Raw genomic sequence first — 25442 nt, 5'->3', positions numbered from 1 at the left:
GATTACCAAGGTTGCTTTTCAGCAAAACAGCCCGAATTAAGTTACCTTTGCAGCCGTTGCCCAAATTGGTAACTTTTACAAATATAAAGGCTTAAGAGCCAATTTTATCAAAGATCGTTCCGTTTTATGATGACCAGCGCAGAAATACGACAGCTTTTCATGGAATTTTTCCGCAAGAAAGGACACGAAATTGTACCATCGGCTCCTATTGTGGTAAAAAATGACCCTACCCTGCTTTTTACCAATGCGGGGATGAACCAGTTCAAAGACTATTTCCTGGGTAATAAAAAAGCGCCGTTCCCGAGAGTGGCCGATACGCAGAAATGCCTCAGGGTAAGCGGAAAACACAACGACCTGGAAGAAGTGGGCGTTGATACCTACCATCATACCATGTTTGAAATGCTGGGCAACTGGAGCTTCGGCGACTATTTTAAAAAAGAAGCCATAGCCTGGAGCTGGGAACTGCTTACCGAGGTATATAAAATACCCAAGGACCGGTTATATGTAACTTATTTTGAAGGCGATGCCACGGAAAAGCTGCCCAAAGATGAGGAAGCCTATGCGGAATGGGCTAAACTGATAGCTGATGATCGTATTCTGGCTGGTAACAAAAAAGATAATTTCTGGGAAATGGGCGATACCGGCCCCTGTGGTCCCTGCTCCGAGATCCATGTTGACTGCCGGTCTGACGAAGAAAGAAAATTGAAGAACGGCGCCGAACTGGTAAATAATGACCACCCGCAGGTGATCGAGATCTGGAACAACGTGTTCATGCAATTTAACCGTAAAAAAGACGGCAGCCTGGAGTCGCTCCCCGCCAAACACGTTGACACCGGGATGGGTTTTGAACGATTGGTACGGGTGCTGCAGGGCAAACAATCCAACTACGATTCTGATGTTTTCACCGGCACCCTTGCTGCCATTGAGAAGATCACGAACAAGAAATACGATCCGAAGGCCTCGCCCCCGCCCGGGGGAGGCCGGGAGGGCGCTGAGTGGCACCAGGCAGTAGCATTCCGCGTGCTGGCCGATCACATTCGCGCCATCAGCTTTACCATTGCCGACGGACAGCTGCCCTCTAATACAGGAGCCGGCTATGTGATCCGCCGTATCCTGCGCCGCGCCGTTCGTTATTATTATAGTTATCTCGACTATAAACAACCGCTGTTACACCAGTTGGTGCCGGTGCTGGCCGAACAGTTCAAAACCGTGTTTCCCGAGCTGCAACAGCAAAAGGATTTTGTTGCCAAAGTGGTAAAGGAAGAAGAAGAAGCCTTCCTGCGTACGCTGGAAAAAGGCCTGAAGAAGATCGACGAGATCATCGCTTCTGCGAAGAACAAAACCATCAACGGTTCAGCCGCTTTTGAACTGTACGATACTTATGGGTTCCCGGTAGATCTGACCAGACTGATTGCCCGGGAAAACAACCTCGAGGTTGATGAAGAAGGCTTTAAAGCCGAAATGCAGCAACAAAAAGACCGCAGCCGCGCCGCTACCGCATTGAATGCGGAAGACTGGATGGTATTGAGCGAAGACGGCAGCACCAGTTTTGTGGGTTATGACAATTCCCAGGCCGAAGCCAAAGTATTGAAATACCGCAAGGTGACCGCCAAAGGAAAAACCTCGTTCCAACTGGTGCTTACCAAAACGCCCTTTTATGCAGAAAGCGGCGGACAGGTTGGCGATACCGGCACATTATATTTTGAAGGTGAGGAAGTAGCAGTAGTAGATACCAAAAAAGAAAATGACCTCATCATTCATTTTGTTGAAAAACTGCCGATCAATATTACCGGCATTGTAGACGCCCGCATTAACACCGAACGCCGCGCCAGAACAGCCGTTCACCACTCTGCCACACACCTGCTGCATGCCGCCCTGCGCAAAGTACTGGGCACGCACGTAGCGCAAAAAGGGTCGCTGGTGAATGATGAATACCTGCGTTTCGACTTTTCGCATTTCGCTAAAATGACCGGCGATGAAATAGCCAAAGTAGAGGCCATTGTAAATGAAAAGATCCGTGAGAACATACCCGTCGTTATCAAGGAACTGCCCAAGGAAGAAGCCCTGAAACTGGGCGCCATGGCGCTTTTTGGCGAAAAATACGGCGATGTTGTTCGCGTGGTGATCATAGACCCTGCTTATTCCGTAGAGTTGTGCGGTGGTACCCACGTGGGCGCTACCGGCGAACTGGGCCTCTTTAAATTAAAACATGAATCAGCCGTAGCTGCAGGTGTACGCCGAATTGAAGCTGTTTGCGGACTGGCAGCCGAACAATACATCAACGATCAGTTAATTCAGTTGCAACAGGTAAAAGAAGAGTTGAAAAACCCGGCCGACCTGTTGAAAGCCGTTCAGAACATCGCTGCAGAGAACAGCGAGCTGAAGAAGAAACTCGAGCACCTGGAAAACCGCATGCTGGTCGGCATCCGCAATGAGCTGCTGCATAAAGATGAGATCATCAACGGCGTTACGTTTGTTGGCGATATTGTTGAAGTAGGCAATGCCGATGCATTAAAAAAACTGTGCTTTGATCTGAAAAATAACCTGAATGATCATCTGGTAGTGCTGTGCGCCAACATCGGCGGTAAACCTTTTGTTGCTGTAGGCATTGCCGACACCGTGGCGGCCGCCCGCCAGCTGGATGCCGGTAAGATCATTAAGGAACATGTTGCCCCGCTCATTAAAGGGGGCGGCGGCGGACAAAAAACCCTTGCCACAGCCGGTGGACAGGATGCCGCTAACCTGCAACAAGTGATCGCCAAAGTGAAAAGCTTGTTGTAATTTAGGACATGCTGTACTGTTATGCAAGGCTGTCTCTCATCATTACCTTATCCTGGACTATTACCATAGTATGTTCGGCCCAGTCAATACATGTTGACTCTATCATAACGCTTTCGTCCCTGAAAGAAATGGTTCAAACCCTGTCGGCAGACAGCTTTCAGGGACGGCTTACAGGCACCGTTCACGCTTCCCGCGCCGCATTATATATCAGTTCAGCCTTTGAGAAGGCAGGTGCCATGCCCATAGCCGGTAATGACGGTTATATTATGCCGTTTACCATGGGTAATAAAGTCACAGCGTTCAACGTAGTAGCCGCTTTGCCCGGACGATCCAGAGCCGGGGAACTTATTATTTTCAGCGCGCACTATGACCATATAGGAACTAAGAACCACACCGTTCCCTATTATGTGCCTGAACGCGGCAAACCCGAAAAAAAAGACAAGATCTATAACGGCGCCAATGATAATGCCTCCGGTATCAGCGGGCTCATTCATCTGGCACGGTATTTTGCCCGATATCCGCAACGGGAACGCACGATCATCTTCATTGCTTTTTCCGGTGAAGAAGAAGGATTACTTGGCTCGAAACACCTGGCAGAGGCCTTCGACCCTAAAGCCGTAACTGCCATGGTGAATATGGATATGATCGGACGACCTGTATCGGAGAACAACAAAAATCCTTACATTACCGGCGAAGAGCATTCGAACCTGCAAGAACTGCTTAATAAAAGATTGTTTCACCTGGCGCCGCAATATGGAGAAAAATACTTCCGGCCCGACCGGTTCACGCACGAGAATTTATATGCCCGGTCAGATAATTTTCCCTTCGCCAAACGAGGCGTAATCGCTCATACAATTATTACCAGTTCACCGGTTGACATATATTACCACAGCCTGAACGACGAATGGGAAACACTTGATTACCCTTTCATGACAGAGGTAGTAAAAGCCATTGCCCTGGCTACCACGGGGCTTGCGGATGGGTCAGACACGCCGAAGAAGTAGTAGATCAGTTGACCTGTTAACCAGTTGACGGGTTGAAAAGGCTGGAAAGTCGGGGTATGAGGATGCTGAATCAGATAGAGGTTTACATACAGTAATGAAGTTTTCAGTTTTTTAACGTTCAATCGGGCAACCGTTCCCCCACCCTGCGCCGTCTACCCACTGAAACGCAGGCAGCGCCGGACCTTTGAAGACAAATCATCACACCCGTCCTTCGCCGCTATTACAAGCTTGCAGCAACCCCGAAAGCCAACATAGCTTTAACAATTCCGAAAATTTTCGTATTTCCATTATTTTCCTATATTTGAAGTACGAAAGTTGACGTAGTTAAATATTCTAATATTAAAAACCTACATACCATGAGACGATTTCTGATCTCCGGCACCGCTATGGCAGTATTTACCTTGATGCTGTGCCAGCCCCTGGCCGCCCAGGAAAAAGAAAAAGATAAAGACAAGTCAACCAAAATAAGTGATAATGAAGAGATCATTATCAAAAGAAAAGGCGACAAAGACGCCAAGGTAACCATTGAGATCAAAGGCGATGACGTTACTGTGAACGGTAAACCCCTGGATGAATTCGACGATGATGATATTGTAATAAAAAAAGGCAGATCAAGGGTTTATGGGTTGGCAGCCCCCCACTCGCCTTTCCGTGGCCAGGGCGGCACTTTTAGCTTTGGCGACGATATGATCGTGCGCGACGGCGCCATGCTGGGTGTTTTTACAGAGAAAGACAAAGATGTGAAAGGCGCCATTATTCAAAAGGTAACTGAAGGCAGTGCAGCCGACAAGGCGGGATTAAAAGAAAATGATGTGATCAAAAAAGTGAATGATGAGGTTATCGACAGCCCGGAAGACCTTTCGAAAGTGATCGGTAAACATAAACCCGAAGACAAGGTGACCATCACTTATGAAAGAAGCGGCAAAAGCGCTAAAACGGAAGCTACGCTGGGCAAAAGAAAAGGCAATGTGATCATGGGAGGCCCGCACGAGTTTCAGATGCCGAACTTTAATTTTGACTGGAAAGACGGTGATTTCGGTCCCCGGGCCTTCTCTTATGGCGGCCGCCCCCGCCTTGGCATAAAAGCCCAGGATACCGAAGAAGGTAAAGGAGCCAAAGTATTAAGTGTTGATGATGAATCACCTGCTGAAAAAGCGGGCATTCAGGAAGATGATGTGATCACCGAATTTGATGGTAAAAAGGTGAACTCTGCGGAGGAATTGGCCAGTGCTGCCCGGGAATCAAAAGACAAAGCGGCTGTTAAAATAACCTTCAACCGTAACGGAAAATCGCAAACCGTTGAAGTTAAAACGCCTAAAAAATTAAAAACAGCCACCTTATAAGCGTTTTTCAAACATCAGCCCTGTATCAGCTGCCGAAGTTTTAGCGTAGGCAGCTAAAGCCGCCGAAGCTTTAACGCAGGCTGAAGAGCCGGTGAAGCTTTTAAAGCAAAGGCGGTGAGGCCGTTCCGATTTATACCGGAGCGGCTTTTTTGTCAAAATACCATTGGCGGAAATGAGGTATTTTTGTCTGATTTTTCACCATTAGGCAATCAGAATAATTATGTCGATAAATTACGATGAATATGAGATAGTTGTTGGTCTGGAAGTGCATGCCCAGTTACTCACAAACAGCAAGCTGTTTTGTGGCGACAGTGCTGCGTTTGGCGGTGATCCCAACACACATATCAGTCCAATTACCCTGGCACACCCCGGCACCCTGCCCAAATTGAATAAAAAGGCCATTACCTATGCCGTTAAAATAGGGCTGGCCTGTAATTGCAGCATCACCCGGCATAACTATTTTGCCCGCAAGAATTATTTTTATCCCGACCTGCCAAAAGGATACCAGTTATCACAACATACGACCCCGGTTTGCCAGGGCGGTTTTGTAACCATCCGTACGCAGGAAGGAACCCGCGATATCAGGCTCAACCGCATTCACATGGAAGAGGATGCCGGGAAAAGCCTGCATGATGTTGATCCCAACAATACGTGTGTAGATTATAACCGCGCCGGCGTACCGCTGGTAGAAATCGTTACCGAACCCGATATTCACAGTGGCGACGAAGCCTATGCTTATCTTACTGAGCTGAGAAAGCTGCTGCGCTATCTCGAGATCTGCGACGGCAATATGGAAGAAGGCAGCATGCGTTGCGACGCCAATATTTCAGTTCGTAAAAAAGGCGACACCAAACTGGGCACTAAAGTAGAAGTAAAGAACCTGAACTCGATCAGGAACGTAAAACGCGCCATTGAATTTGAGTCCAAACGGTTGATAGACATTCTGGAATCAGGCGAAAAGGTGATCCAACAAACCCGCAGCTTTGATGCCGGCAATGGTACCACGTTCGCGCTGCGCACCAAGGAAGACGCCAACGATTACCGCTACTTTGCCGATCCTGATCTTACGCCGTTTGTTGTAACGGACGAGCTTTTACACGAAGTACGCGCTTCTATTCCGGCCCTGCCCGAAGAACGCGTTGTGCGGTACACGCAAGAATTGCAGCTACCCGATTACGATGCACGCGTGATAACCGACGAAAAAGAACTGGCTGTATATTTTGAACAGATCATTGAACACACGAAAAATTATAAAGCAGCCGCCAACTGGATGCTGGGCCCTGTTAAGTCATGGCTCAATGAAACCGGTGGATCCATAACTGCATTCCCGGTGCCCCCGGCTACGATTGCAGCACTTATCGCGCTTATCGACAGCAACCAGGTAAACTTCTCGGTGGCTTCGACCAAACTATTTGCTGCGCTTTTAAAGGAGCCGGGCAAGCAGCCATTACAATTGGCCAAAGAACTGAACCTGTTACAGGATTCTGACGAAGGGAATGTAGCTGCCTGGATCGAAGAAGTATTAAACAAGATGCCCGATAAGGTGGCAGAATATAAAAAAGGAAAAAAAGGACTGATCGGCTTGTTTGTGGGCGAGGTAAAAAAAGTATCGAAAGGCAAGGCTGATCCTAAACTTACCAACGACATCCTTTTGAAAAAACTGCAATAACTATTAAACTAAAACCATATTAATGAAACGCATTTCGCATTGGTTATTGATGATACTGGTGATCACCTTCAGCGCCTGTTCGCAAAAAGACAAAGGCACTCTGGAGGTAACCGGTAATGTAGCCAACCTCGATAAAGTAGCGGCGCTGTACCCGAATGCTATTAAAAAAGGGATGGTAACGCTGATGTTGTATGAAGTTCCGTTTGGCGGCGACATTCCGCCTGTTCAACTGGATTCGGTAACCGTTTCGGCAGATAAAAGATCATATACGTTAAAAGGACCCGCCAAGAATATTGGCATGTACAATATTGTGGTGCTCGATGGTCCCATGATCCCGGTAGTGAACGATGTTCCGAATATCACCGTTGATATTGATATGGCGAATGAAAGATTTTATACGGTTGCCGGTTCGGTTGCCAGCCGTGAACTGCAGGACTTCATTTTTACCTATGACGTTAAAAGCACAAGCGCCGAGCAAACCATGAACCAGCTCGACAGCCTGAAACGCATAGGCGCACCTGACAGCACACTGATCAACCTTACCAATCGTAAAAATGCCGCCATTAAAGAGTTGAACGAGTATATGAAGCGGATGATGACCGATGCAAGTCAACCGGTAGTGGCTGCATTTGTGCTGGGCCGGTCGGCCAAGACCCTGCCGCAGCCGGAATTTGAAACGGCGCTGAACAGTCTTACGCAGAAATACGTAGGCGATTCGAACCTGGCAGAAATGAAGAAAAGGTACAATGCCTATAAAGAACAGATCGAAAAAATAAGAGCAGAGCAGGAACAGCAAAATGCCTGGGTAGGTAAAAAGGCGCCTGAGTTAGTTCTGCCCGATGTAAATGGTAAAAAAGTTTCTATCTCTTCTTTCAAAGGCAAATATGTACTGGTTGATTTTTGGGCAAGCTGGTGTCAGCCCTGCCGGGCAGAAAACCCGAACGTGGTAGCAGCCTTTAACAAATACAAGAGCAAGAATTTCACGATCCTGGGCGTATCACTCGATAAAAAGAAAGAGAACTGGTTAGAGGCTATCAAAGAAGATCAGTTGAAATGGACGCATGTAAGCGATCTCGCTTTCTGGGACAGCAAAGCGGTAACCACTTTCGGTTTCACCGGTATTCCGTATAATGTTTTGATAGATCCGGAAGGCAATGTGGTAGGTGAAGGCTTACGCGGCGAAGCACTGGACAGCAAACTGCACGAGATCTTCCTGCAATAATAATAGCGCGTTAAGTATAAAAGGAAAGGCCTCCCATCAATTGATGAGAGGCCTTTCCTTTTATACTCATTAAACTTTATTCATATCCCGGATTCTGCACTAATACTTTTTTACTTTTATCAACTTCCAATTGAGGGATTGGGAAAATGTTCTTTTGTGCCCCAAATGGTTGGTCAGGCAACAGATTAACACCATCACCATCATATTTATTGGTAACATTTGCTTTAATACGCATCAGGTCCCAGAACCGATGGCCTTCAAAAGCCAGCTCGATACGGCGCTCGCCTAAAATAGCGGCGATCAGTTCATCTTTACTAATAAAATTGCCCGGCATATAGGAGGGCGTTGTAAATGCTTTGGCCCTGTCTCTAACTACATTCAATTTGTCAATCGCATCGGCATCAATGCCGGTAGCTGTACGGGCTTGCGCTTCTGCATAAGTGAGCAACACCTCCGCATAACGAATGACTGGCGCCCAGTCGCCCCGGCTTGCCACATCAGGATATTTGTTAGTGAATTTAAGTCCACTGAGGGCGCCAGGCCCGGAAATGATCATACTTCTTCGTTTATCATCAGCCAAAAAGAACTTGTTGGAAGCTGTGTTCAGAAAGGCAGGCGAAATCATCAGATCGGCTTTACCTGTTGGATAATAATGCTGCGGCAGTGCATTATTGGTATTTGGATTATCGTCAATATTGTTAGGAATTGACCATATAGTCTCATCGGTTTTATAATTACCGGGACCAAAAGCGCCATTAACGGCGGTATTCAGGGCAAAACTGCCATAGGCGCCATTGATCACATCCAGCGCATATTTCCTGGCATTGGCGTAATCTCCTTTGTATAAAAAAATCCTGGATAAAAATGAAGAAGCTGCCGCTTTGGTGCCGCGCGTTTTATTATGGTAAGCATTATCATTATAACCGGTATACGACAATGGCAGATCAGCCAACGCTTCGGTCATATCGGTAATGATAGCCGTATATACTTCACTAACACTTGATCTTGGTTTGTTTGCGGCAGGATCGTTAAACGTGTAGCTGTCTGTTATTAACGGTATACCAATGTGAGAGGCATCAGCAGTAAAACTATATGGTTGCGCAAAAAAATTCACAAGGTAAAAATTGGCCACTGCGCGCACAAATTTACATTCAGCAATAAGCGCCCCGGCTTTATCTGTTGTGAGCTTGCTGCTATTGGCTGTAATGCCAGCCAAAGCCCTGTTAGCCCTCACTATGGCATCGTATCCTGCCGTCCAAACACCTGCAGCAATGCCACTATTCGCCAAAAGATTGTAACGGGGGAGTTCGACAAAAAAACCATTTCTGTCGCAAATATCCTCGCCCAGCAGGTCTACATATATCAATGCGCGCCCTGATAAAAAATTGGCACTTTGTAACCCTTCATAAGTGGCAAGGGTAGCGGCTTCAATTTTTTCGGGAGTGGAAAATGCCAGGTCGCTCGATAATAGATCCTGCGGTTCTATATCAAGAACCTTTTTCTGACACGAACTATTAGCTATAGCCATTAATAATAATCCAAAAAATATAGATCGCATGACTTAATTTTTTTGTTGTGTACACAATTGCAATTATAAGCCGAGGTTAATACCCATGGTATACGTACGGGCTAAATAGGGTCGCATTTTATCGATCCCCAAACCGATATTCGTATTACCAACACTGTTCGATTCCGGATCGATGCCCGAGTAACCGGTGAACGTATACAGGTTATTAGCCTGCACATAAAACCGGATTCTGCTTACCTTGATCCTGTTAGTGATAGTTTTTGGCATCGTATAACCAATTTGCACATTCCGTATCCTAACAAAATCACCCTTTTCGAGCCATCGGGTTGAAGGCTGTGAAGCAAAAAAATTATCGCCCCAATACAGGCGGGGCACATCAGTAACATCACCTGCTTTTGTCCATGCGTTCAAAATATCTTCTGACTTATTCCTGACATTGGAATAATTCAACAGGAACGACTTGGTTTGGTTATAAACATAAAACCCAAACGCATATTGCAGGTCAACGCTGGCATCAAAACTGAGGTAATGGACCGTTTGCGTGAAACCACCATAAAACTTAGGATACGGTGTTTTACCTTTCAGCACCACGCGATCAGTAGCACCAACCGCGCTGGTGCCTGTACCATCTTTAACAGATGTCCACACATTGGTATTGGAAACCCTTTCATACTGTTTTTGATTTCCGTTTATATCTAAATAGGTAGGCAACCCATTGATCGGATTCACACCGGCCCAACGCATAAGATAAAAAACACCTAATTGTTCTCCCGGCCGGGCGATAGAGAAGGTTGCCAGTGGATCGTTATTATCATACAGATCATCTCCCACTAAGTTGGTGGAGATCACTTTGGTTTGGTTCCACGCAATGTTGAAATTAGCATCCCACTGAAAATCTTTTCTATGCAGCACAGGGCTGGCCACGGTTAACTCAATCCCACGGCTTCGCAGTTCACCCACATTTTCCGTTATGGTATTATCTGGAAAACCAAGTGTGGCCAGTACAGGATTGTCCAAAATAAGGTCAATCGTTTTCCTGTTATAATACTCCAGGGTCAAGCTGGTATTTTTCAGTAAGACCGCATCAATACCTACATCAAATTGTTTATGTCGCTCCCAACGCAGGGCCGAGTTACCCGGATTAGCTAAGGTAAGCATCGATAAATCGGCATAGGTTCCAGGTTCAAAAGTGCTGATGGCCGGAAAATAACCAATTTCCGAATTGCCGGTAACTCCATAGCTTGTCCTTAACTTCAGATCTTTTACAAAAGCATAGGAGCGCATAAAATCTTCTTCTGTCACCCGCCAGGCAATGGAGCCCGAGGGAAAGTATCCCCAGCGCTTATCTTTTCCAAAACGGCTGTCAGCATCGGTCCTGATATTGAATGTAGCCAGGTATTTTTTTCTGAATCCATAATTGATCGAACCAAAATAGGAAGCCAGCCCATCATCTATATCCCCCACACCGTTTCCAGTACCTGTTTCAGTATAGTTGGCCGGACTTATGATTAAAAAGTCAGGATCTTTGATACCCCGGCCATAATTGTAAAAATAGGAGCTGGTACGGCGGGTATACTCCGCGCCGGCGAGTACATTTAGTTCGTGATGAATTCCTATTTGCCGGAAATAATTTAATGTATTAAACCAGCTCCATGTCTTTGCTTCAGAATATATCGTTTGCCGTAATCCCGACCCCAGGCCATCGCCGATTTCCTTATTCCAGTAAGCATCGGTTACTGCATTGGCATGATCGATATTCACCTGGCTTTTAAGCTTAAGCCCTTTTAAAAATTGTATTTCCCCAAAAGCACTGCCAATAAAGCGGCGGGCGTCGCGATCTTCATAATTCCAATGTGTAACGGCTTCGGGGTTGGGCACACTATAACTTAAATTGGGATTGTTGCCACCCACTCCTGCATAATATTTTCCATCTGTTCCATTAACCGGAATATTCGGCATGGCCGTTAACGGACCGTAAGGTATCCCCGCAAAAAAGTTACCTGTTCCGGAACCCAGGTTATTTGTTTTCGTTTGTGAATACTGAGTATTCACACCTACCTGTAACCAGTCTGTAATTTTAGATGACAGATTCAGGCGGGCTGCGGCTCTTTTCTGGCCGGTGGCCTCTATATAACTTTGAATGTCATTATAGTTCAGGGAAGCATAATAGGTAGTTTTTTGTGTACCGCCACTAACAGCCAGGTTATGGTTTTGTACCAGCCCTTTGCGAAAAAGCTCATTCTGCCAGTCTGTACTTACGGTATCGGGTTTGCCATCGTTATTTATATCGCCATAAGCCGCTGCGGCTGTAAGACCGGCGTTGCTTCTTAATTTATTGATGGTGGTAATATAATCGGCCCCATTCAACACTTTCATTTTACGGGCTGGTTCATTGAACCCTACATAGTTATCATAGGAAAGATTATTTTGCCCTGCTTTTCCCTTTCTTGTAGTAATAAGCAGCACCCCTGCCGAACCGCGCGAACCGTAAATGGCCGCTGCAGAAGCATCCTTCAGCACCTCAATATTTTCAATATCATTCGGGTTTAGTTCAGCCAGTGCATTGGCTGGATTATAATTTGATCCTATATCGCCCTGTGTTACAGGAATACCATCAATAACGATCAAAGGGTTGCTTCCACTGGATACAGAGGCTCCGCCCCTGATGCGAATGATCACATGATCGCCTATAAGACCCGATGAGGTATTCACCTGCACGCCGGCCGCTTTACCGGTAAGCGCCTGGTCGAAGCTGGTTACGGGTTTATTGGCCACTTCATCTCCTTTAACCCGGCTTACGGAGCCGGTCAGCGACCGTTTGGCAATGGTATTATAACCTACCACCACCACTTCATCCATGGAGCTTTCCTGGGCCTTTAAGATCACATTGTACTCACTAGTAGCTCCGATGCCAACTTCCTGTGGTTGCAGGTTGATTGACGAAACGACAAGGGTTTTGGCGCCCATTGGTACGTTCAATGAATACATACCATCGGTATGCGTAACGGTACCTACCCTGGTGCCTTTAACAATGACTGAAGCGTTCGAAACCGGATTACCATTGGAATCGGTGACCTTTCCGGTAAGCGTGCGGGTCTGGGCAAGCAGCTCTCCCGATAGTAGCAACAGGATGCACCAAAGGGATATTAGCATTTTTCTCATCGGAGTTAGTATTTACAAGGTTATTAACAGTGGATAAAAAAATTTTATAATGGATATATTAAAGTAGGACAACTAAACCATAGCAGCGCTGCATAACAAACTGCTGCTCTTATCACAACATGGTTAACATGGTTAAGACCATTAAACCATAAAAACTTCAATAACATGATTTAGTAACGGTCTGCCGGGACATTCCCGGTATTGCCTGAATGCTCTTTTGATCAAAATATTGATCAAAAACAATTATGCATGAATCTGCATCGCACATCCTGCAAGGTTATCGGTAGGGAGTCCAAAGATAAGGACTTACAGAATAAAATATATTTAGATAATGTATTCTCAACCCAAAACAGAGAGTAAAAAACAATCATGGGTTAAAAATACAACAGGCCTCCCACCATTTGGCGGCAGCAGGATGCAGACTTGCATTTCTACATAATTCTACTTATTGCAGAACAAGGATAGGAACCGGCATGGTCAACAGCTTTACCTCACCAGCTGGGGTTATCAGAAAATAAAACGCAGCTGCCGGGTTGGCCGTTGACAGTAAAAAATAAAGGGCTGCCCGGTTGGACAGCCCCTTTAAAGGTATGGATAAACTACAGGCTATTTATAGCCTTCATTTTGTTGTGACCTGATATTAGGATTGGCATCCATTTCAGCCTGTGGTATAGGCAATATCCTTCTGAAATTGGTAAAGGCAATGGTTCTGGCAGCACTTGGATAATTCGTACTCCGTACCACATCGCGTTTCAGGCGTTGCAGATCGAGGTAGCGGTCACCCTCAAAAGCCAGTTCTTTTCTGCGCTCTGTAATGATGTCTTCGTACAGCGCAGCGCCGGTGGAGGCAATAGGAGCAGCGCCTCTGCGGCTGGTGATCTCATTCACATATTTAATGGCGTCTGCTTCGTTCGTACCAACTGATGCTTCTGCTGCGATGAGATACATTTCACTCAGGCGCAATATTTTGGTATCACTGCGATCGCCAGCCAGGCCGGTATATTTGTTAATGAACACAACGGGCGTGTTTTTAGGGCGTTCACCGGTTGGATACAAAGTCCTTCTAACATCACCTGCACTGAACAGACTGTAGAGGTCACTGGCAACCAGGAAGTCGCCATAGTTACCAGCCTGGCTGTACAGGTAAGAAAGCGCGTCAAAGGCAAGATTGCTAACCGCATCCGAAGAAACTTCAAACACGGTTTCCAATTTGTCTTCCCGGATCGCATTGTTAGCCCAGTAAGCAACATAATCAGCTGCACCTACTAATTTAAACGGACCATTGTTAATTACATCCAGCGCGGCAGTTCTTGCATTCGCCATATCACCCATGGTTAAATACACCTTAGCCTGTAATGCTTTGGCAGCATATTTACTGAACTGCGAAGAATTGGTGAATAGCGTCATTAAGGTGTAAGCCTGGTTAAGATCACTGTTGATCAAAGCATACACATCAGCAATCTTGCTGCGCTCAGGTTTAAAATCAGGATCATAGGTTGTAATGATGGGTAATCCTGGTTTATTAGGATCTTCAGTATAAGGCCGGGCATAATATCTTACCAGGGTAAAATAGCAAAGGGCACGGACCGCATACGCCTCACCTTTGTACTGGTTTACGTTGGCATTGGCGTCTACCGGCGCATTGATGATGTTATTGGCTCTCAGGATCACCGCGTACAAAGAGGCCCACATGCCTAACGCATTGCCGTCTGTAACAGGAAATGTATAGTTATTATACAGGGTATACCGGTTGGTATTTACCGAAGACTGATAGGCATTATCGGCCATTACATCTCCTAACACCGGAATGGTTCTGCCGAAAGCATCGGGTGCGTAACTTGTAGTTCCAATGGTTACCCCCGTGCGTAATCCGGCATACATACCTTTTGTGGCAACCAGCAGATCGGCTTCTGTGCTTAATGCAGTTTCAGGCGATACAGATGTAGGCGGCGTTAATTCAAGAAAACTCTTGCTACACGAAGCAAAGGCGGCAACGATAACAGCCAGCCCTACCAATTTATATTTAGAAAACAGATTCATAATTGTAATAATTAGATTTTAATGTTAGAAACCAAGGCTCAATCCGATCGTAATGGTTTTAGGTATGAATACATTCAGGTTCGCCTGGCTGTTGGTGCCCTGCTCAGGATCGAACGGTAAGTTATCATCCTTCACCCAGGTGAACAGGTTGGTGCCACGCACATATACAAAGGCATTCGACAGTTTCGCTTTGGAAGCAATAGATGCCGGAACCGTATATCCTAACTGGATATTACGCAAACGAATAAAATCACCTTTATTCAAATAAAATGTAGAAGAGCTGTTGAAGTTCTTATTACCACCATAAACGTATTTGGGTACATCAGTAACATCGCCGGGCTTCGTCCAGCGATCGAAGATGCGGGCTGCTTTATTATAAGTAGCACCAAAGCCGGCGCCCATATAATAGCCACCCCACTGATCCTGGATCATGTTGCCAAAATTATAATACAGTTGTGCATCCAGGGTAAAACCTTTATACCTGAATGTATTGGTCAGTGAGCCAAAAGATTTGGGTAATGCAGAACCAACAATAGCGCGGGCGGCCGAAGAATAGCTATTGGTGGTAGTCTGGTGGGTCCCATCCACATACCAAAGCGGATCGCCATTGGCAGGATCTACACCTGCATACTCTCTCAGGTAAAAAGACTGTATGCTGCTTCCTTCGCGCAGAACATAAAAGGTGTTCATGACAATCTCATTACCGCCGGGCAGGCTGGTGATCCTGTTCTTGTTGGTAGCAAAATTAAAATCGACAGCCCACTCAAAATCCTTTGATTTAACAGGCACCGCATGCAGCGCAATCTCAAGCCCTTTGTTTTCCATAGAGCCCACGTTGCGGGTAACCTTTGAGAACCCGGAGGTCAGCGATAATGGTACATCCAGCAACAGGTCTTCAGATTTTCTTACATAATAATCAACGCTTAACTGGATGCGGTTCTGCAACACGCCCACATCAATACCTACGTTAAAGGGTTTATTCAGTTCCCAGGTAAGACTGCTGTCGCCTACATTGCTGGGAGCGCTGCCTGGTGTTTGGTTATAGTTGAAACCATAGCCATATAACTTATACCAGTCGTAGTTGCCAATACCGGCATTACCATTCACACCATAAGAGGCACGCAATTTCAACTGGCTTATCGCGGAGATATTCTCAATGAAGGCTTCCTTATCTACATTCCATGAGGCGCCTACTGACCAGAAATTACCATACTTGTTATTGGCGCCAAAACGGGAAGAACCATCCCGGCGGAAACTTCCCGACAGAATGTATTTGTCTTCCAAATTAATATTGGCCGAAGAAAATTGCGACAGGAATGAATAATCACTCAGGGTGGCAGTTGCTGTAACCGGTGTAGCACCTACCGCCGGCAGGTTCATACTCAGGTTCGAAGGGAACAGCTGCGATTGAACAGAGTTCTGATAACCGCTGGATTTCTGGGCTTCGTAACCTACCTGTAAGTTCAACTGCAGGTCATAATCTTTTGACAGTTTCTGGCTCCAATCGAGCGTGGTTGTGCTCAACCTGTTGAAGTAACGGGTATAATAAGAGAAAGCCCTGCCCACAGAAGGCGCACCATCACCGTGCAGCGGGTTATTGTACTGATCTTCCTCCAGCGTATTATAGTCGCCGCTTACACTGGTTCTGAATTTCAGGTTCTCGAGTATATTGTATTCCACAAAAGCGTTACTGCGTAAACCCACGTCTTTCTGTGTGCGTTTGTCTATTTCAGTAAGCGCAATTACGTTATGCAGGTTGCCGAGCCTGGAAGCGGTGAGGTTGTAAGTTCCATCGTCGTTATAAGCAGGGCGGGAAGGCAGCATAAAATAACCTGCCAGCACCGGGTTACCAAAGTTGCCACTGGCCAATGGGCCACGGGTATTAACATATCCGCCGTTGATGGTAATCCCCAAGGTCAACTTATCTGTTGCTTTGTGGGTGAAACGGGCGCTTGCACTTGTCCTGTCGAGTTTGGAATTGATAGTAGTACCTTCCTGTACAAAATAACCACCGGATAAATAAAAAGTGGTTTTATCGTTACCGCCTTCAGCGCTTATGTTATATTGTTGCTGCTTACCGGTTCTTGCCACCGCATCGTACCAGTTAAAGTCAACCCCGTTATTGTAGCCGAGTCCTGTCAGCGTATTGTTCATGTCGGCAGGTTGTGTTCCTGCATTCACAAGGCCTTCACGGGTGATCTCAAAATACTTCTCCGCGTTTAAGGGCTCGTATTTATCATTTACATAGGCTATATCATTTTGCCCCAGTTCTGTATCGAAGCGGAAGCGGGTTTTGCCTGCTCTACCTCTTTTGGTAGTCACAATGATAACACCGTTGGCTGCACGGCTGCCATACAAAGAACCGGCCGCAGCATCTTTCAATACAGATACACTTTCAATATCGTTGGGGTTGAGGGTACTCAACAGGTTGGAGTTATTTCCCAGGCGGTGCGCTTCCCCTGAATTTACAATTATACCATCAATTACCCACAAAGGAGCGTTGCTGGCGGTGATAGAGCTCATACCGCGGATAATGATCGACTGGTTGGCGCCGGGCTGACCACTACCAGCCACTGATTGCAAACCGGCCACCTGGCCCTGCAATATTTTATCTACCGAGGTAAAAGGCCTGTTCTCAATATCTGGCGCTTTTACCGTAGCTACAACGCCGGTTAGGTCTTTCTTTTTCTGCGTGCCATAAGCGACAATTACGACTTCACTCAAACTGCCGGTTTGAGACTTCAGTACGGCGTTTACAGTTGAAGAAGAACCCAACGCAAATTCCTGCGCGGCCATTCCCACAGAACTGATCACTATTGTTGTGGCATTATCGGGAACTGTAAGTGAATAAGTACCATCGGGTTTGCTGGTAGTACCCAATGAAGTACCTTTTAAAGTAATGGAGGCATTGGGGACGGGGTTACCGCTCTCATCAGTGATCTTTCCGGAAATGGTTCGGGATTGGGCCTGTAACTGGCTGGAAAAGAATAATAGCCCACATAGGAGCCATAGAAATTTTCTCATAGAAGCGTTATTTTATATATTATATAACTGTAATGCCTGGTGACTACAAGGCATTTGTAAAAGAGACATAATTTAGTGCATTGTGCTGCATTGTTTAAAACAATTCAATTATATCTTATCTAGAAAAAGCCACTTTCTTTACAGATATAATTTTTAGTTTATGTAATTATTGTGAAGATGACGATTTTACATTCATATTTAAATAAAACTAAATTCGATGCCTATTCGCATATGCAAAGAAAATAAAAAAAGGCTGTCCTTTTATCGGACAGCCCCAGATTACTATCAAGACCCGTTTCAAGTTCAGGTCATCACTTAGCTTTATTCGTTGTCTTTACATAATTTATTCAAGTCGAGCTCGGTGGAAGAGATCGGCCATACATATTGCCTGTTGGTGGGTGCAATAGTTGGCACAGACGAGGAGGTACTGCTTTTGGCAGGTATGGGAAGACCCAGCCGCAGCAGGTCGGGACTGCGAAGCCCTTCGCCTACGAATTCAATTCGCCGTTGAATCAACAATGCATTGATAAGGTCGGCAGCGGAAGCAAAATCGCCAACGGTAAATGTTTTGCTGGCGTCGGACCGGTTCCTTACCGCATTCAATAAGGCAACCGCCTGTGCATCTACGGTGTTGGTAGACCGCACGCGCGCTTCAGCGAGGTTCAGCAGGACTTCTGCATACCTGATCACCGGAACGTAGTCAGTATATGGCGAAGGCGCCGCATACTTCGCTACCCAATATTTTTTGGTGGTGGTACCGGTTACTTTCACCAGGTCGCGCCGCTTATCGGTAGCCGGCCACGCGGTTGTATTTCCCACAATTCCAGCCGGGTTCAGGCAATATTCTCCATTCCCTACGCCACCCAGCGAAGAAGCGGGTGAATAGTAATAGGCCAGTTGGTTCTGCAAACCGGGATTATCACCAGTTGTGGAAGTCATTGGCAATGAAAAGATGGACTCGGTGGTATTGTAGGTAGTATATATCTTGGTTACATCGGGTTGCAACGCATTGGCCACGCCGGTTGTTGCCGTAAAGGGTGCAGTTGCAGTAACGATCTTGTTGGCTTCGGTGATCACATCGGCGTACTTCTGCATACTCATGTACACTCTTGTTTTTAAGGCAATAGCCGTATTGCGGTGCACCCTCGTGGTATTTAATTCTGCAGTACTGTAGTTACGGGGCAGATTGGCTTCCGCAAAGCTGAGATCACTTAAGATCTGAGTATAAATATCGGCTACAGAACTGCGTTCCAGCTGGTACTCGGCCCGCAGCTTGTTTCCTGTTAATCGTAAAGGTAACCCCGGTTTACTGCCATTGCCATCCCAATACGGGCGGGCATATAGTTGCAGCAGGCAATAGTAAGCATACCCACGGATCAACCTGGCTTCACCGAGATAATTTTTAGATAATGAATCGCCCACGACTGCTGATCCTTTTTCTGCCATGCCGTCCAAAAAAACGTTACAGTTATTGATGGCCAGGTAACCCTGCGCCCACAAGCCATTCACTTCAGCCACGGTATTGGTGAGGGTATGATTCCAGGTTTGCAGGCCGGTAACGCCATTGGTCTTTTCATTCAAAAATTCTTCTGAGCGGATATCATTATAGATAAGATACCGGCCGCCGTGGAACTGACCATTTTTAAAGCTGCTATATAATGATCTTACCTGGTTCAATACCTGTTCTTTGGAAGAATAAACACTCAGATCGGGAATATCTGAGGTAGGTACGGTTTCCATAAGACCATCGCGTTTGCAGGCTGTAACCACGAGCGATACAGCGCAAACAAAAACTATATTATTGATTAGTTGTTTCATTTTACCTGTGTTTTGCAATTAATAGATCAGAAGAGTTTAGAGACCGAGCTTTAAGCCAAGGGTTACCGTTCTGCCATTGGCCACCTGGTTTCTGTCGATACCCTGGTTGGCCGGGTTATTACCATTAGTAGAAGTTTCCGGATCGGGACCCGGGTATTTGGTCCAGATGTACAGGTTTTGTCCGCTTACATAGAACCGGGCACTGCTGATCTTTATCTTTTCGATAATTGATTTCGGTAAGTTATAGCCGAGGGTAACATTGCGCAGTTTCAGGAAATCGCCTTTGTGCATGTGCACATCCAGCGGAACGGCAGAACCATTGGAATAGTTATCACCAAACACATTTCTGGGCATGTCGGTGATGTCGCCCGGTTTGGTCCAGGCATTCAATACGGCCCGCTCATTATTCCAGAAACGATAATCTCTCAGGCCTGCTTCTGTTCCGTAGTATACATAGAATCCTAATTGATAGGTCAACAGCACATTTAATTCAAAATTCCTGTAGGTGAATGTATTTTCAAAACCACCGATCTGTTTAGGAACTGTATTCTGCTGTAATCTTCTGTCGGTAGTAGAAATGGCAGGCGCTGCCGTGCCATCGGCATATTGCCATGAGCCGGGATGCGCATAATATACTTCTTTATCAGCTGCATTCACAAAGATCCTTCTACCGGTAGCAGGATCAACACCACGGGTAGGGATCAGGTACAAGGTACCAATGCTGTAACCGGGCTGCGTTATACTTACCGCTTCATTGGTTGATGCGCCGGCCGGTGATGTTACAATGATGAAAGGCAGGCCGGGCGCCAAAGCGGTCACTTCATTTTTATTAATGCTCAGGTTAAAATAGGTGTTCCAGGTGAAGTCTTTACCCTGAAGAATGTTGGCATTGATCCCTACTTCAAACCCTTTATTATACATACTGCCCACGTTGGTCCTGATGGCGTTGGGAATACCTGCCGACGGAACCTGGGTTACATCCAGGATGAGTCCATCGATATTGTTCTTGTAATAAGAGAATTCAGCCGTGATCCTGTCCTGTAAAATACCCAGGTTAAATCCTACGTCTGTCTTTTTACTGGTTTCCCAGGTAAGATCCGGATTGCCTGACCGGTTATAGCCGATGGTTGGCAGGCCGCCATATAAACCGGGCGCATAGGTGCTATAAGATTCATAATTACCGATGCCATTGATATTACCCACTTTACCATAACTCCCGCGGAGTTTGAAGCTGCTGAAGATATTGTCGAGACCGGCTGCTTCCCAGAAATTTTCTTTGGCAATTTCCCAGCCTGCAGATACGCCCCAGAACAGTCCTTTGCGCTTGTTAAAGCCGAGGCCGGAATATTCATCCTGGCGAAGGTTACCGCTCAGGTAATATTTTTTGGCAAAATTGTAATTGAACCGGCCGAATTGTGAATACAGGTAATTATTCCCAATGGATAATGATACCGGATTATTCACCGTAAAGCCGCCCTGGATATTTGAGAAATAGGGATCAGAAATGGACTGACGCGAAAGCCCATATCCTTCACTGTTAGTACGCTGATCCTCGATACCGGCCAGCAGGCCAATTGAATGATCGTCGCCAAATACGTAATCGATCGAAAGGGTGTTGGTCCAAACGCTGCGTTTGTTCTTACCAAGCACACTTTGGGCAAAACCTATCGTGGCATAGCCTTCACCGCTGGTGGGATCCTGGTAGATCTGGTTATCAGCATACAGGTAGTCGATGCCATACAGTGATCGAAATGTTAACCAGCTTAACGGTTTAACCTGGATATAACCGTTTGCCTGGATATGGTTCATTTCTGTGTTGCTGCGGTTCCTGTCTAAAGTAATTACAGGATTATAAAAACCCATTTGTGATTGCTTGTTATTCATAACACCAATAAGGCCGGCGGTGGTATTATAAGTGCCATCATTGTTATAAGGTGAAATACTCGGTGCGGTAATAAGGGCAATTCGGCCGAAACCGCCGGTGTTGAATGCTTCGCCCGGCAGCGATCCTGAGCTGGCTGCGGCCAGGTTATCTTCATTGCTGTATGATATTTTAGCGCCGGTTGAAATGACCTTGTTCACCTTATGATCGATATTAAAGAGAACCGATTTACGTTTGAAATCATTTCTTTTAACTATACCCTGTTGATTGGTATAACCGAGTGAAAAATAGTAATTGGTATTTTCGGTAGCGCCTGATACGCTTATTGAATGGTTATGCGATACGCCTGTGCGATACAGGTAATCGTACCAACGGGTATCGATGGGCTGGCCATCCGGGCCCTCCGTTAAAGCAAAGTAATTGGTGCTGGCATTATAGGTATTGGCATTCTTCAGGCCCTGGTTTTTAAAGTCGGTATATTCCTGGGCATTCAGGAGCTCGGGCAAGCGTTGCACTTTCGTCCAGCCCACCCAGCCATCATAGGATACGCGGGCACGGCCAAGTTTGCCTTTTTTGGTAGTGATGAACACTACGCCATTGGCAGCACGGCTACCATAAATGGCTGAAGCAGCTGCGTCCTTGGCAATGTCGATGCTTTCAATATCACTTGGATTGATGCTGGCCAGGGCATTACCGCCGGCGCTGGTTCCGCTGAAATCGCCGGTAAAGGTGGGCACGCCGTCAATAACGACCAGCGGGTATGAACTTAAGGAAATAGAGTTGGTACCGCGTATGCGGAAAACCGGCGGGTTGTTCACGATACCATTCGGTACGGTTATTTGAACGCCCGGGGCGCGGCCGCCCAATGCGGCTTCAAAACTTTGAATGGGTTTATCGGCAACAGCAACCCCTTTCACGGTTGAAAGATTGCCCGTTGCTTCTCTTCTTTTTTGTGTTCCATAACCAACCACCACCACTTCGGCCAGGTTCTTGTCGGCTGATTCCAACTGTGCATTAATGACGCCTTTGTCGCCAATGCTGATCTCTAACTCACTCATGCCAACTGCTGTAAATTTCAGTATCCTGGAACCGGCTGGTACGCTCATTGTGTAGTTGCCATCGAAATCGGTAGTGGTTCCGTAAGCTGTTCCTTTGATGATGATCGAAACGTTGGGGATTGGACTTCCATCGGAGCTTGTGACCTTTCCCTTAATGGTGCGGGTTTGGGCTTGCAATAGGCACGTGCTTACGCCTACTGCAAATAGCAGTAATAGTAATTTTCTCATGTGTGAATTTTTAGTTAGTTAGTTCAACTTGTCAGGCTGGGCGGCCAACTTGTCAAGTAATCAAATATAACTAAAAGCACACACGATAACTTGATTTTTTTACCGTACGCTGCTATTTTTTTATCATCGTGAGCAACAATGCCGGTAAAAAGATGAGGTTCGTTAACGTTGCCAGCACGAGGGTAAGCGAAGTAAGCCAACCTAACGCCTGTGTACCGCCGAAGCCGCTAAAGCAGAATATTACAAAACCCGCAATGAGGGTCAATGAGGTATAAATGATACTAATACCTGTTTTATGAATGGTATCGATTACCAGTTCATGTGAGGTCTTTTTACTATTTAAGGAAAGTTCCTGTTTATAATTTACGAGGAACCTGATGGTTATATCTATTGCGATGCCTAAAGCCACTGAAAACACGAGTACGGTTGATGGTTTTATGGGTACACCCGTCCAGCCCATAACACCAGCCGTGATAATAAGCGGAATAATATTCGGTATGAGCGAACATATCAGGATCTTAAATGACCTGAACAGGTATAACATACAAAGGGCGATCAGCAGGAAGGCCCACATAATACTTTCCTTCAGTCCGTTTATAATGAATGCACTGCCTTCAAGGAAGGTAACGCTGGTGCCGGTGAATTCAACATGGTATCTGGAAGTATCGAACAACTGGCGGCTGCGGTCTTCAATAGTGCTGATAAGTTCGGGCAGGCGTTTGCTGCCTACATCGGCCATATTAACACTGATACGCGCCAGCCGGCGGTTGCTATCCATAAAAGAGCTTACAATGCGTGTAAAGTTGTTTTGTTTACCATTGCTGTCTGTTGATGCTTTTGCGCTGAGGTATTGCGACAAAAAGAGAAGATCGCCTTCATTGGGCACCTGGTAATTGCTGCTATCGCCGTTGTAATAAGCCTGGCGGGCGAATTTCAACCCCTCTACGATCGAGAGCGGCCGGGCCATTTCAGGTTGTGCGGCAATAAACTGCGACAGGGAATCGATGCGGGCAAAGGTTTGCACCGGATTACGGCGTAGTCCCTGCTTTTGTTTGGTATCCACCACTATTTCCAGTGGCATTACACCGCGGAAATTCGCTTCGAAATATTTCAGGTCTTTATAGATCTTATCCGTCTTTGGCAGATCATCTACAATAAAACCAACTGATTTCAATTTGAACATGCCGGCCACCGATGCTACCAGTATCACGGCTGTTATTCCGTAAATCAGCTTTTGATGATGCAACGACCAGCGTTCGAGGTTATCCAAAATAGCGAGCAGCCATTTATTTTCCAGGTAACGGGTATGTCTTTTCTTGGGATCAGGTAAAAAGCTCAACACGGCCGGAATGAACATGATCGAGATAAAGAACAGGGCCATGATGTTGATACCTGCTACTATCCCGAATTCTTTCAGCACTTCACTTTTGGTAAGGCCAAACACTGCAAAACCGATGGCCGCCGCAATATTACAGAAGAGTGTTACTACACCCATGCGGCTGATCATAGCGGTTAATGCAATCCGCTTTCTGCTGGTACCGGCAAACACCTGCCCATTGACATCGTTATAAGCTGTGTGATATTTGTTGAGGAAGTAAATACAGTTGGGAATTCCGATCACAACGATCAGCGGAGGAATTACACCCGTAAGCAGGGTAATTTTGTAGCCCATCCATTCAATGGTACCCATACACCAGATCACGCCGATAATTACAACGGCCAGCGAAATGGCAGTAGCGCTGAAGCTGCGGAAGAAGGCCAGTAAGATAATGGCCGACAAAATAATTGAGCCTAACAGGAACCATTGCATCTCGGCAGCTACCTTGGTAGCCAGGTTGGTGCGTATCAGGGGCAGTCCGCTGTAATGCATTTCGATATTGTGCTTACGCCCGAAAGCATCGGCTGTTTCCACAATTTTCGCCACTACATCATTTCTGCGTTTCGAATTCAATACTTCTTTATTGATGCGGATACCCATCATGTAGGTATTGGTAGCCGGATTATATAACAAGCCTTTGTAAAAAGGCAGACTGAAGAAAACAGCAGTCATGCTATCCAGCTCCGGTTGAGTGAGGGGCCGGCTGGCAAAGACCGGCACTGCATTCAGCTTTTCATTGGCGAAATCTTTCACGAGGTTGGTAGCGGCAGGTACGCTCAATACATCTTCTACTGCTGTGACTCCTCTTATCTGTTTGGCCAGGGCGGCATAATCATTAAATACTTCAGCCTTGAACAGATCGGGTGTCGTAACGCCTATGGCCATCAGATTACCATCTTCACCGAACTGGCTGCGGAATGCCTGATAGGCCTGATATTTGGGATTATCGGTTGGAATAGCTCTTGCAAATTCATAGCTCATCTGTACTTTCGATGCGTGATAGCCCATTACACCGGTAAGGGCCAGTAAGATGATCAACAGTGTCCAGCGAGACCGTAAAATGAACCGGGCGATTTTTTCCCACATAAGATATATCGAATATTAAATCTCAAATAACAAATACCAAATCACTATAAAAGCTCCAAAGCCCAATGCTCTGGCGCATCTACCTTGATTCCTGGCCGCAAAGAAACTCAATTTAGCAGGATTAAGGAAGTTTATTTGCCGCTATAGAAAGCGTCTAACAAAGTTTTAATGCCAATGAATTAGGAAATTATATTTTCGTAATATTATTTCTCTTTTTCA

12 protein-coding genes are annotated in these 25442 nt (G+C 46.1%); 5 read left to right on the top strand and 7 right to left on the bottom strand.

What is annotated here, in order from left to right:
* Window positions 1-126 precede the first annotated feature (126 nt).
* The 5 genes from alaS to JUB15_RS09090 all read left to right on the top strand — a co-directional run bounded on the left by alaS (window position 127) and on the right by JUB15_RS09090 (window position 8019).
* Complete coding sequence (gene alaS, locus JUB15_RS09110; protein ID WP_207512171.1) at window positions 127-2781, top strand: alanine--tRNA ligase; 2655 nt, start codon at window positions 127-129, stop codon at window positions 2779-2781.
* Between the two features lie 8 nt (window positions 2782-2789).
* Window positions 2790-3785 carry a M20/M25/M40 family metallo-hydrolase gene (locus tag JUB15_RS09105; RefSeq protein ID WP_207512170.1) on the top strand — a complete coding sequence of 332 codons (996 nt, stop codon included), beginning with the start codon at window positions 2790-2792 and terminating at the stop codon, window positions 3783-3785.
* A gap of 356 nt (window positions 3786-4141) precedes the next feature.
* Window positions 4142-5128: a PDZ domain-containing protein gene (locus JUB15_RS09100; protein ID WP_207512169.1), complete on the top strand. Its 987-nt coding sequence runs from the start codon at window positions 4142-4144 to the stop codon at window positions 5126-5128.
* Window positions 5129-5348: 220 nt separating this feature from the next.
* Window positions 5349-6797, top strand: coding sequence for an Asp-tRNA(Asn)/Glu-tRNA(Gln) amidotransferase subunit GatB (gene gatB, locus JUB15_RS09095; RefSeq protein WP_207512168.1), 1449 nt, complete (start codon window positions 5349-5351; stop codon window positions 6795-6797).
* Between the two features lie 22 nt (window positions 6798-6819).
* A complete protein-coding gene (locus tag JUB15_RS09090; RefSeq protein WP_207512167.1) occupies window positions 6820-8019 on the top strand; it encodes a TlpA family protein disulfide reductase in 1200 nt (399 codons plus the stop codon).
* A 76-nt stretch (window positions 8020-8095) separates the two neighbouring features.
* Here JUB15_RS09090 and JUB15_RS09085 read toward each other — a convergent pair whose 3' ends face one another.
* The 7 genes from JUB15_RS09085 to JUB15_RS09055 form a co-directional block, all read right to left on the bottom strand.
* Window positions 8096-9577, bottom strand: coding sequence for a RagB/SusD family nutrient uptake outer membrane protein (locus tag JUB15_RS09085; protein WP_207512166.1), 1482 nt, complete (start codon window positions 9575-9577; stop codon window positions 8096-8098).
* A 33-nt stretch (window positions 9578-9610) separates the two neighbouring features.
* Complete coding sequence (locus JUB15_RS09080; RefSeq protein ID WP_207512165.1) at window positions 9611-12709, bottom strand: SusC/RagA family TonB-linked outer membrane protein; 3099 nt, start codon at window positions 12707-12709, stop codon at window positions 9611-9613.
* A gap of 606 nt (window positions 12710-13315) precedes the next feature.
* A complete protein-coding gene (locus JUB15_RS09075; protein WP_207512164.1) occupies window positions 13316-14749 on the bottom strand; it encodes a RagB/SusD family nutrient uptake outer membrane protein in 1434 nt (477 codons plus the stop codon).
* Window positions 14750-14773: 24 nt separating this feature from the next.
* Entirely contained in the window at window positions 14774-17773 is a 3000-nt protein-coding gene (locus JUB15_RS09070) for a SusC/RagA family TonB-linked outer membrane protein (protein WP_207512163.1), read from the bottom strand.
* 321 nt (window positions 17774-18094) lie between these two features.
* Window positions 18095-19591 (bottom strand): RagB/SusD family nutrient uptake outer membrane protein, encoded by a 1497-nt coding sequence (locus JUB15_RS09065; RefSeq protein ID WP_207512162.1) that lies wholly within the window; start codon window positions 19589-19591, stop codon window positions 18095-18097.
* Between the two features lie 36 nt (window positions 19592-19627).
* Window positions 19628-22759 (bottom strand): SusC/RagA family TonB-linked outer membrane protein, encoded by a 3132-nt coding sequence (locus JUB15_RS09060; RefSeq protein ID WP_207512161.1) that lies wholly within the window; start codon window positions 22757-22759, stop codon window positions 19628-19630.
* Window positions 22760-22871: 112 nt separating this feature from the next.
* Complete coding sequence (locus tag JUB15_RS09055; protein ID WP_207512160.1) at window positions 22872-25223, bottom strand: efflux RND transporter permease subunit; 2352 nt, start codon at window positions 25221-25223, stop codon at window positions 22872-22874.
* Window positions 25224-25442 lie beyond the last annotated feature (219 nt).

Source organism: Longitalea luteola (assembly GCF_017356035.1).
Taxonomy (GTDB): Bacteria; Bacteroidota; Bacteroidia; order Chitinophagales; family Chitinophagaceae; genus Niastella; species Niastella luteola.
Note: the sequence above shows the minus strand (reverse complement) of the source record. Positions and strands in the feature narration are given on the sequence as shown.

Coding starts and splice junctions, on each gene's coding strand:
- alaS (WP_207512171.1), top strand. CDS start 127: ATGATGACCAGCGCAGAAATACGACAGCTTTTCATGGAATTTTTCCGC.
- JUB15_RS09105 (WP_207512170.1), top strand. CDS start 2,790: ATGCTGTACTGTTATGCAAGGCTGTCTCTCATCATTACCTTATCCTGG.
- JUB15_RS09100 (WP_207512169.1), top strand. CDS start 4,142: ATGAGACGATTTCTGATCTCCGGCACCGCTATGGCAGTATTTACCTTG.
- gatB (WP_207512168.1), top strand. CDS start 5,349: ATGTCGATAAATTACGATGAATATGAGATAGTTGTTGGTCTGGAAGTG.
- JUB15_RS09090 (WP_207512167.1), top strand. CDS start 6,820: ATGAAACGCATTTCGCATTGGTTATTGATGATACTGGTGATCACCTTC.
- JUB15_RS09085 (WP_207512166.1), bottom strand. CDS start 9,577: ATGCGATCTATATTTTTTGGATTATTATTAATGGCTATAGCTAATAGT.
- JUB15_RS09080 (WP_207512165.1), bottom strand. CDS start 12,709: ATGAGAAAAATGCTAATATCCCTTTGGTGCATCCTGTTGCTACTATCG.
- JUB15_RS09075 (WP_207512164.1), bottom strand. CDS start 14,749: ATGAATCTGTTTTCTAAATATAAATTGGTAGGGCTGGCTGTTATCGTT.
- JUB15_RS09070 (WP_207512163.1), bottom strand. CDS start 17,773: ATGAGAAAATTTCTATGGCTCCTATGTGGGCTATTATTCTTTTCCAGC.
- JUB15_RS09065 (WP_207512162.1), bottom strand. CDS start 19,591: ATGAAACAACTAATCAATAATATAGTTTTTGTTTGCGCTGTATCGCTC.
- JUB15_RS09060 (WP_207512161.1), bottom strand. CDS start 22,759: ATGAGAAAATTACTATTACTGCTATTTGCAGTAGGCGTAAGCACGTGC.
- JUB15_RS09055 (WP_207512160.1), bottom strand. CDS start 25,223: ATGTGGGAAAAAATCGCCCGGTTCATTTTACGGTCTCGCTGGACACTG.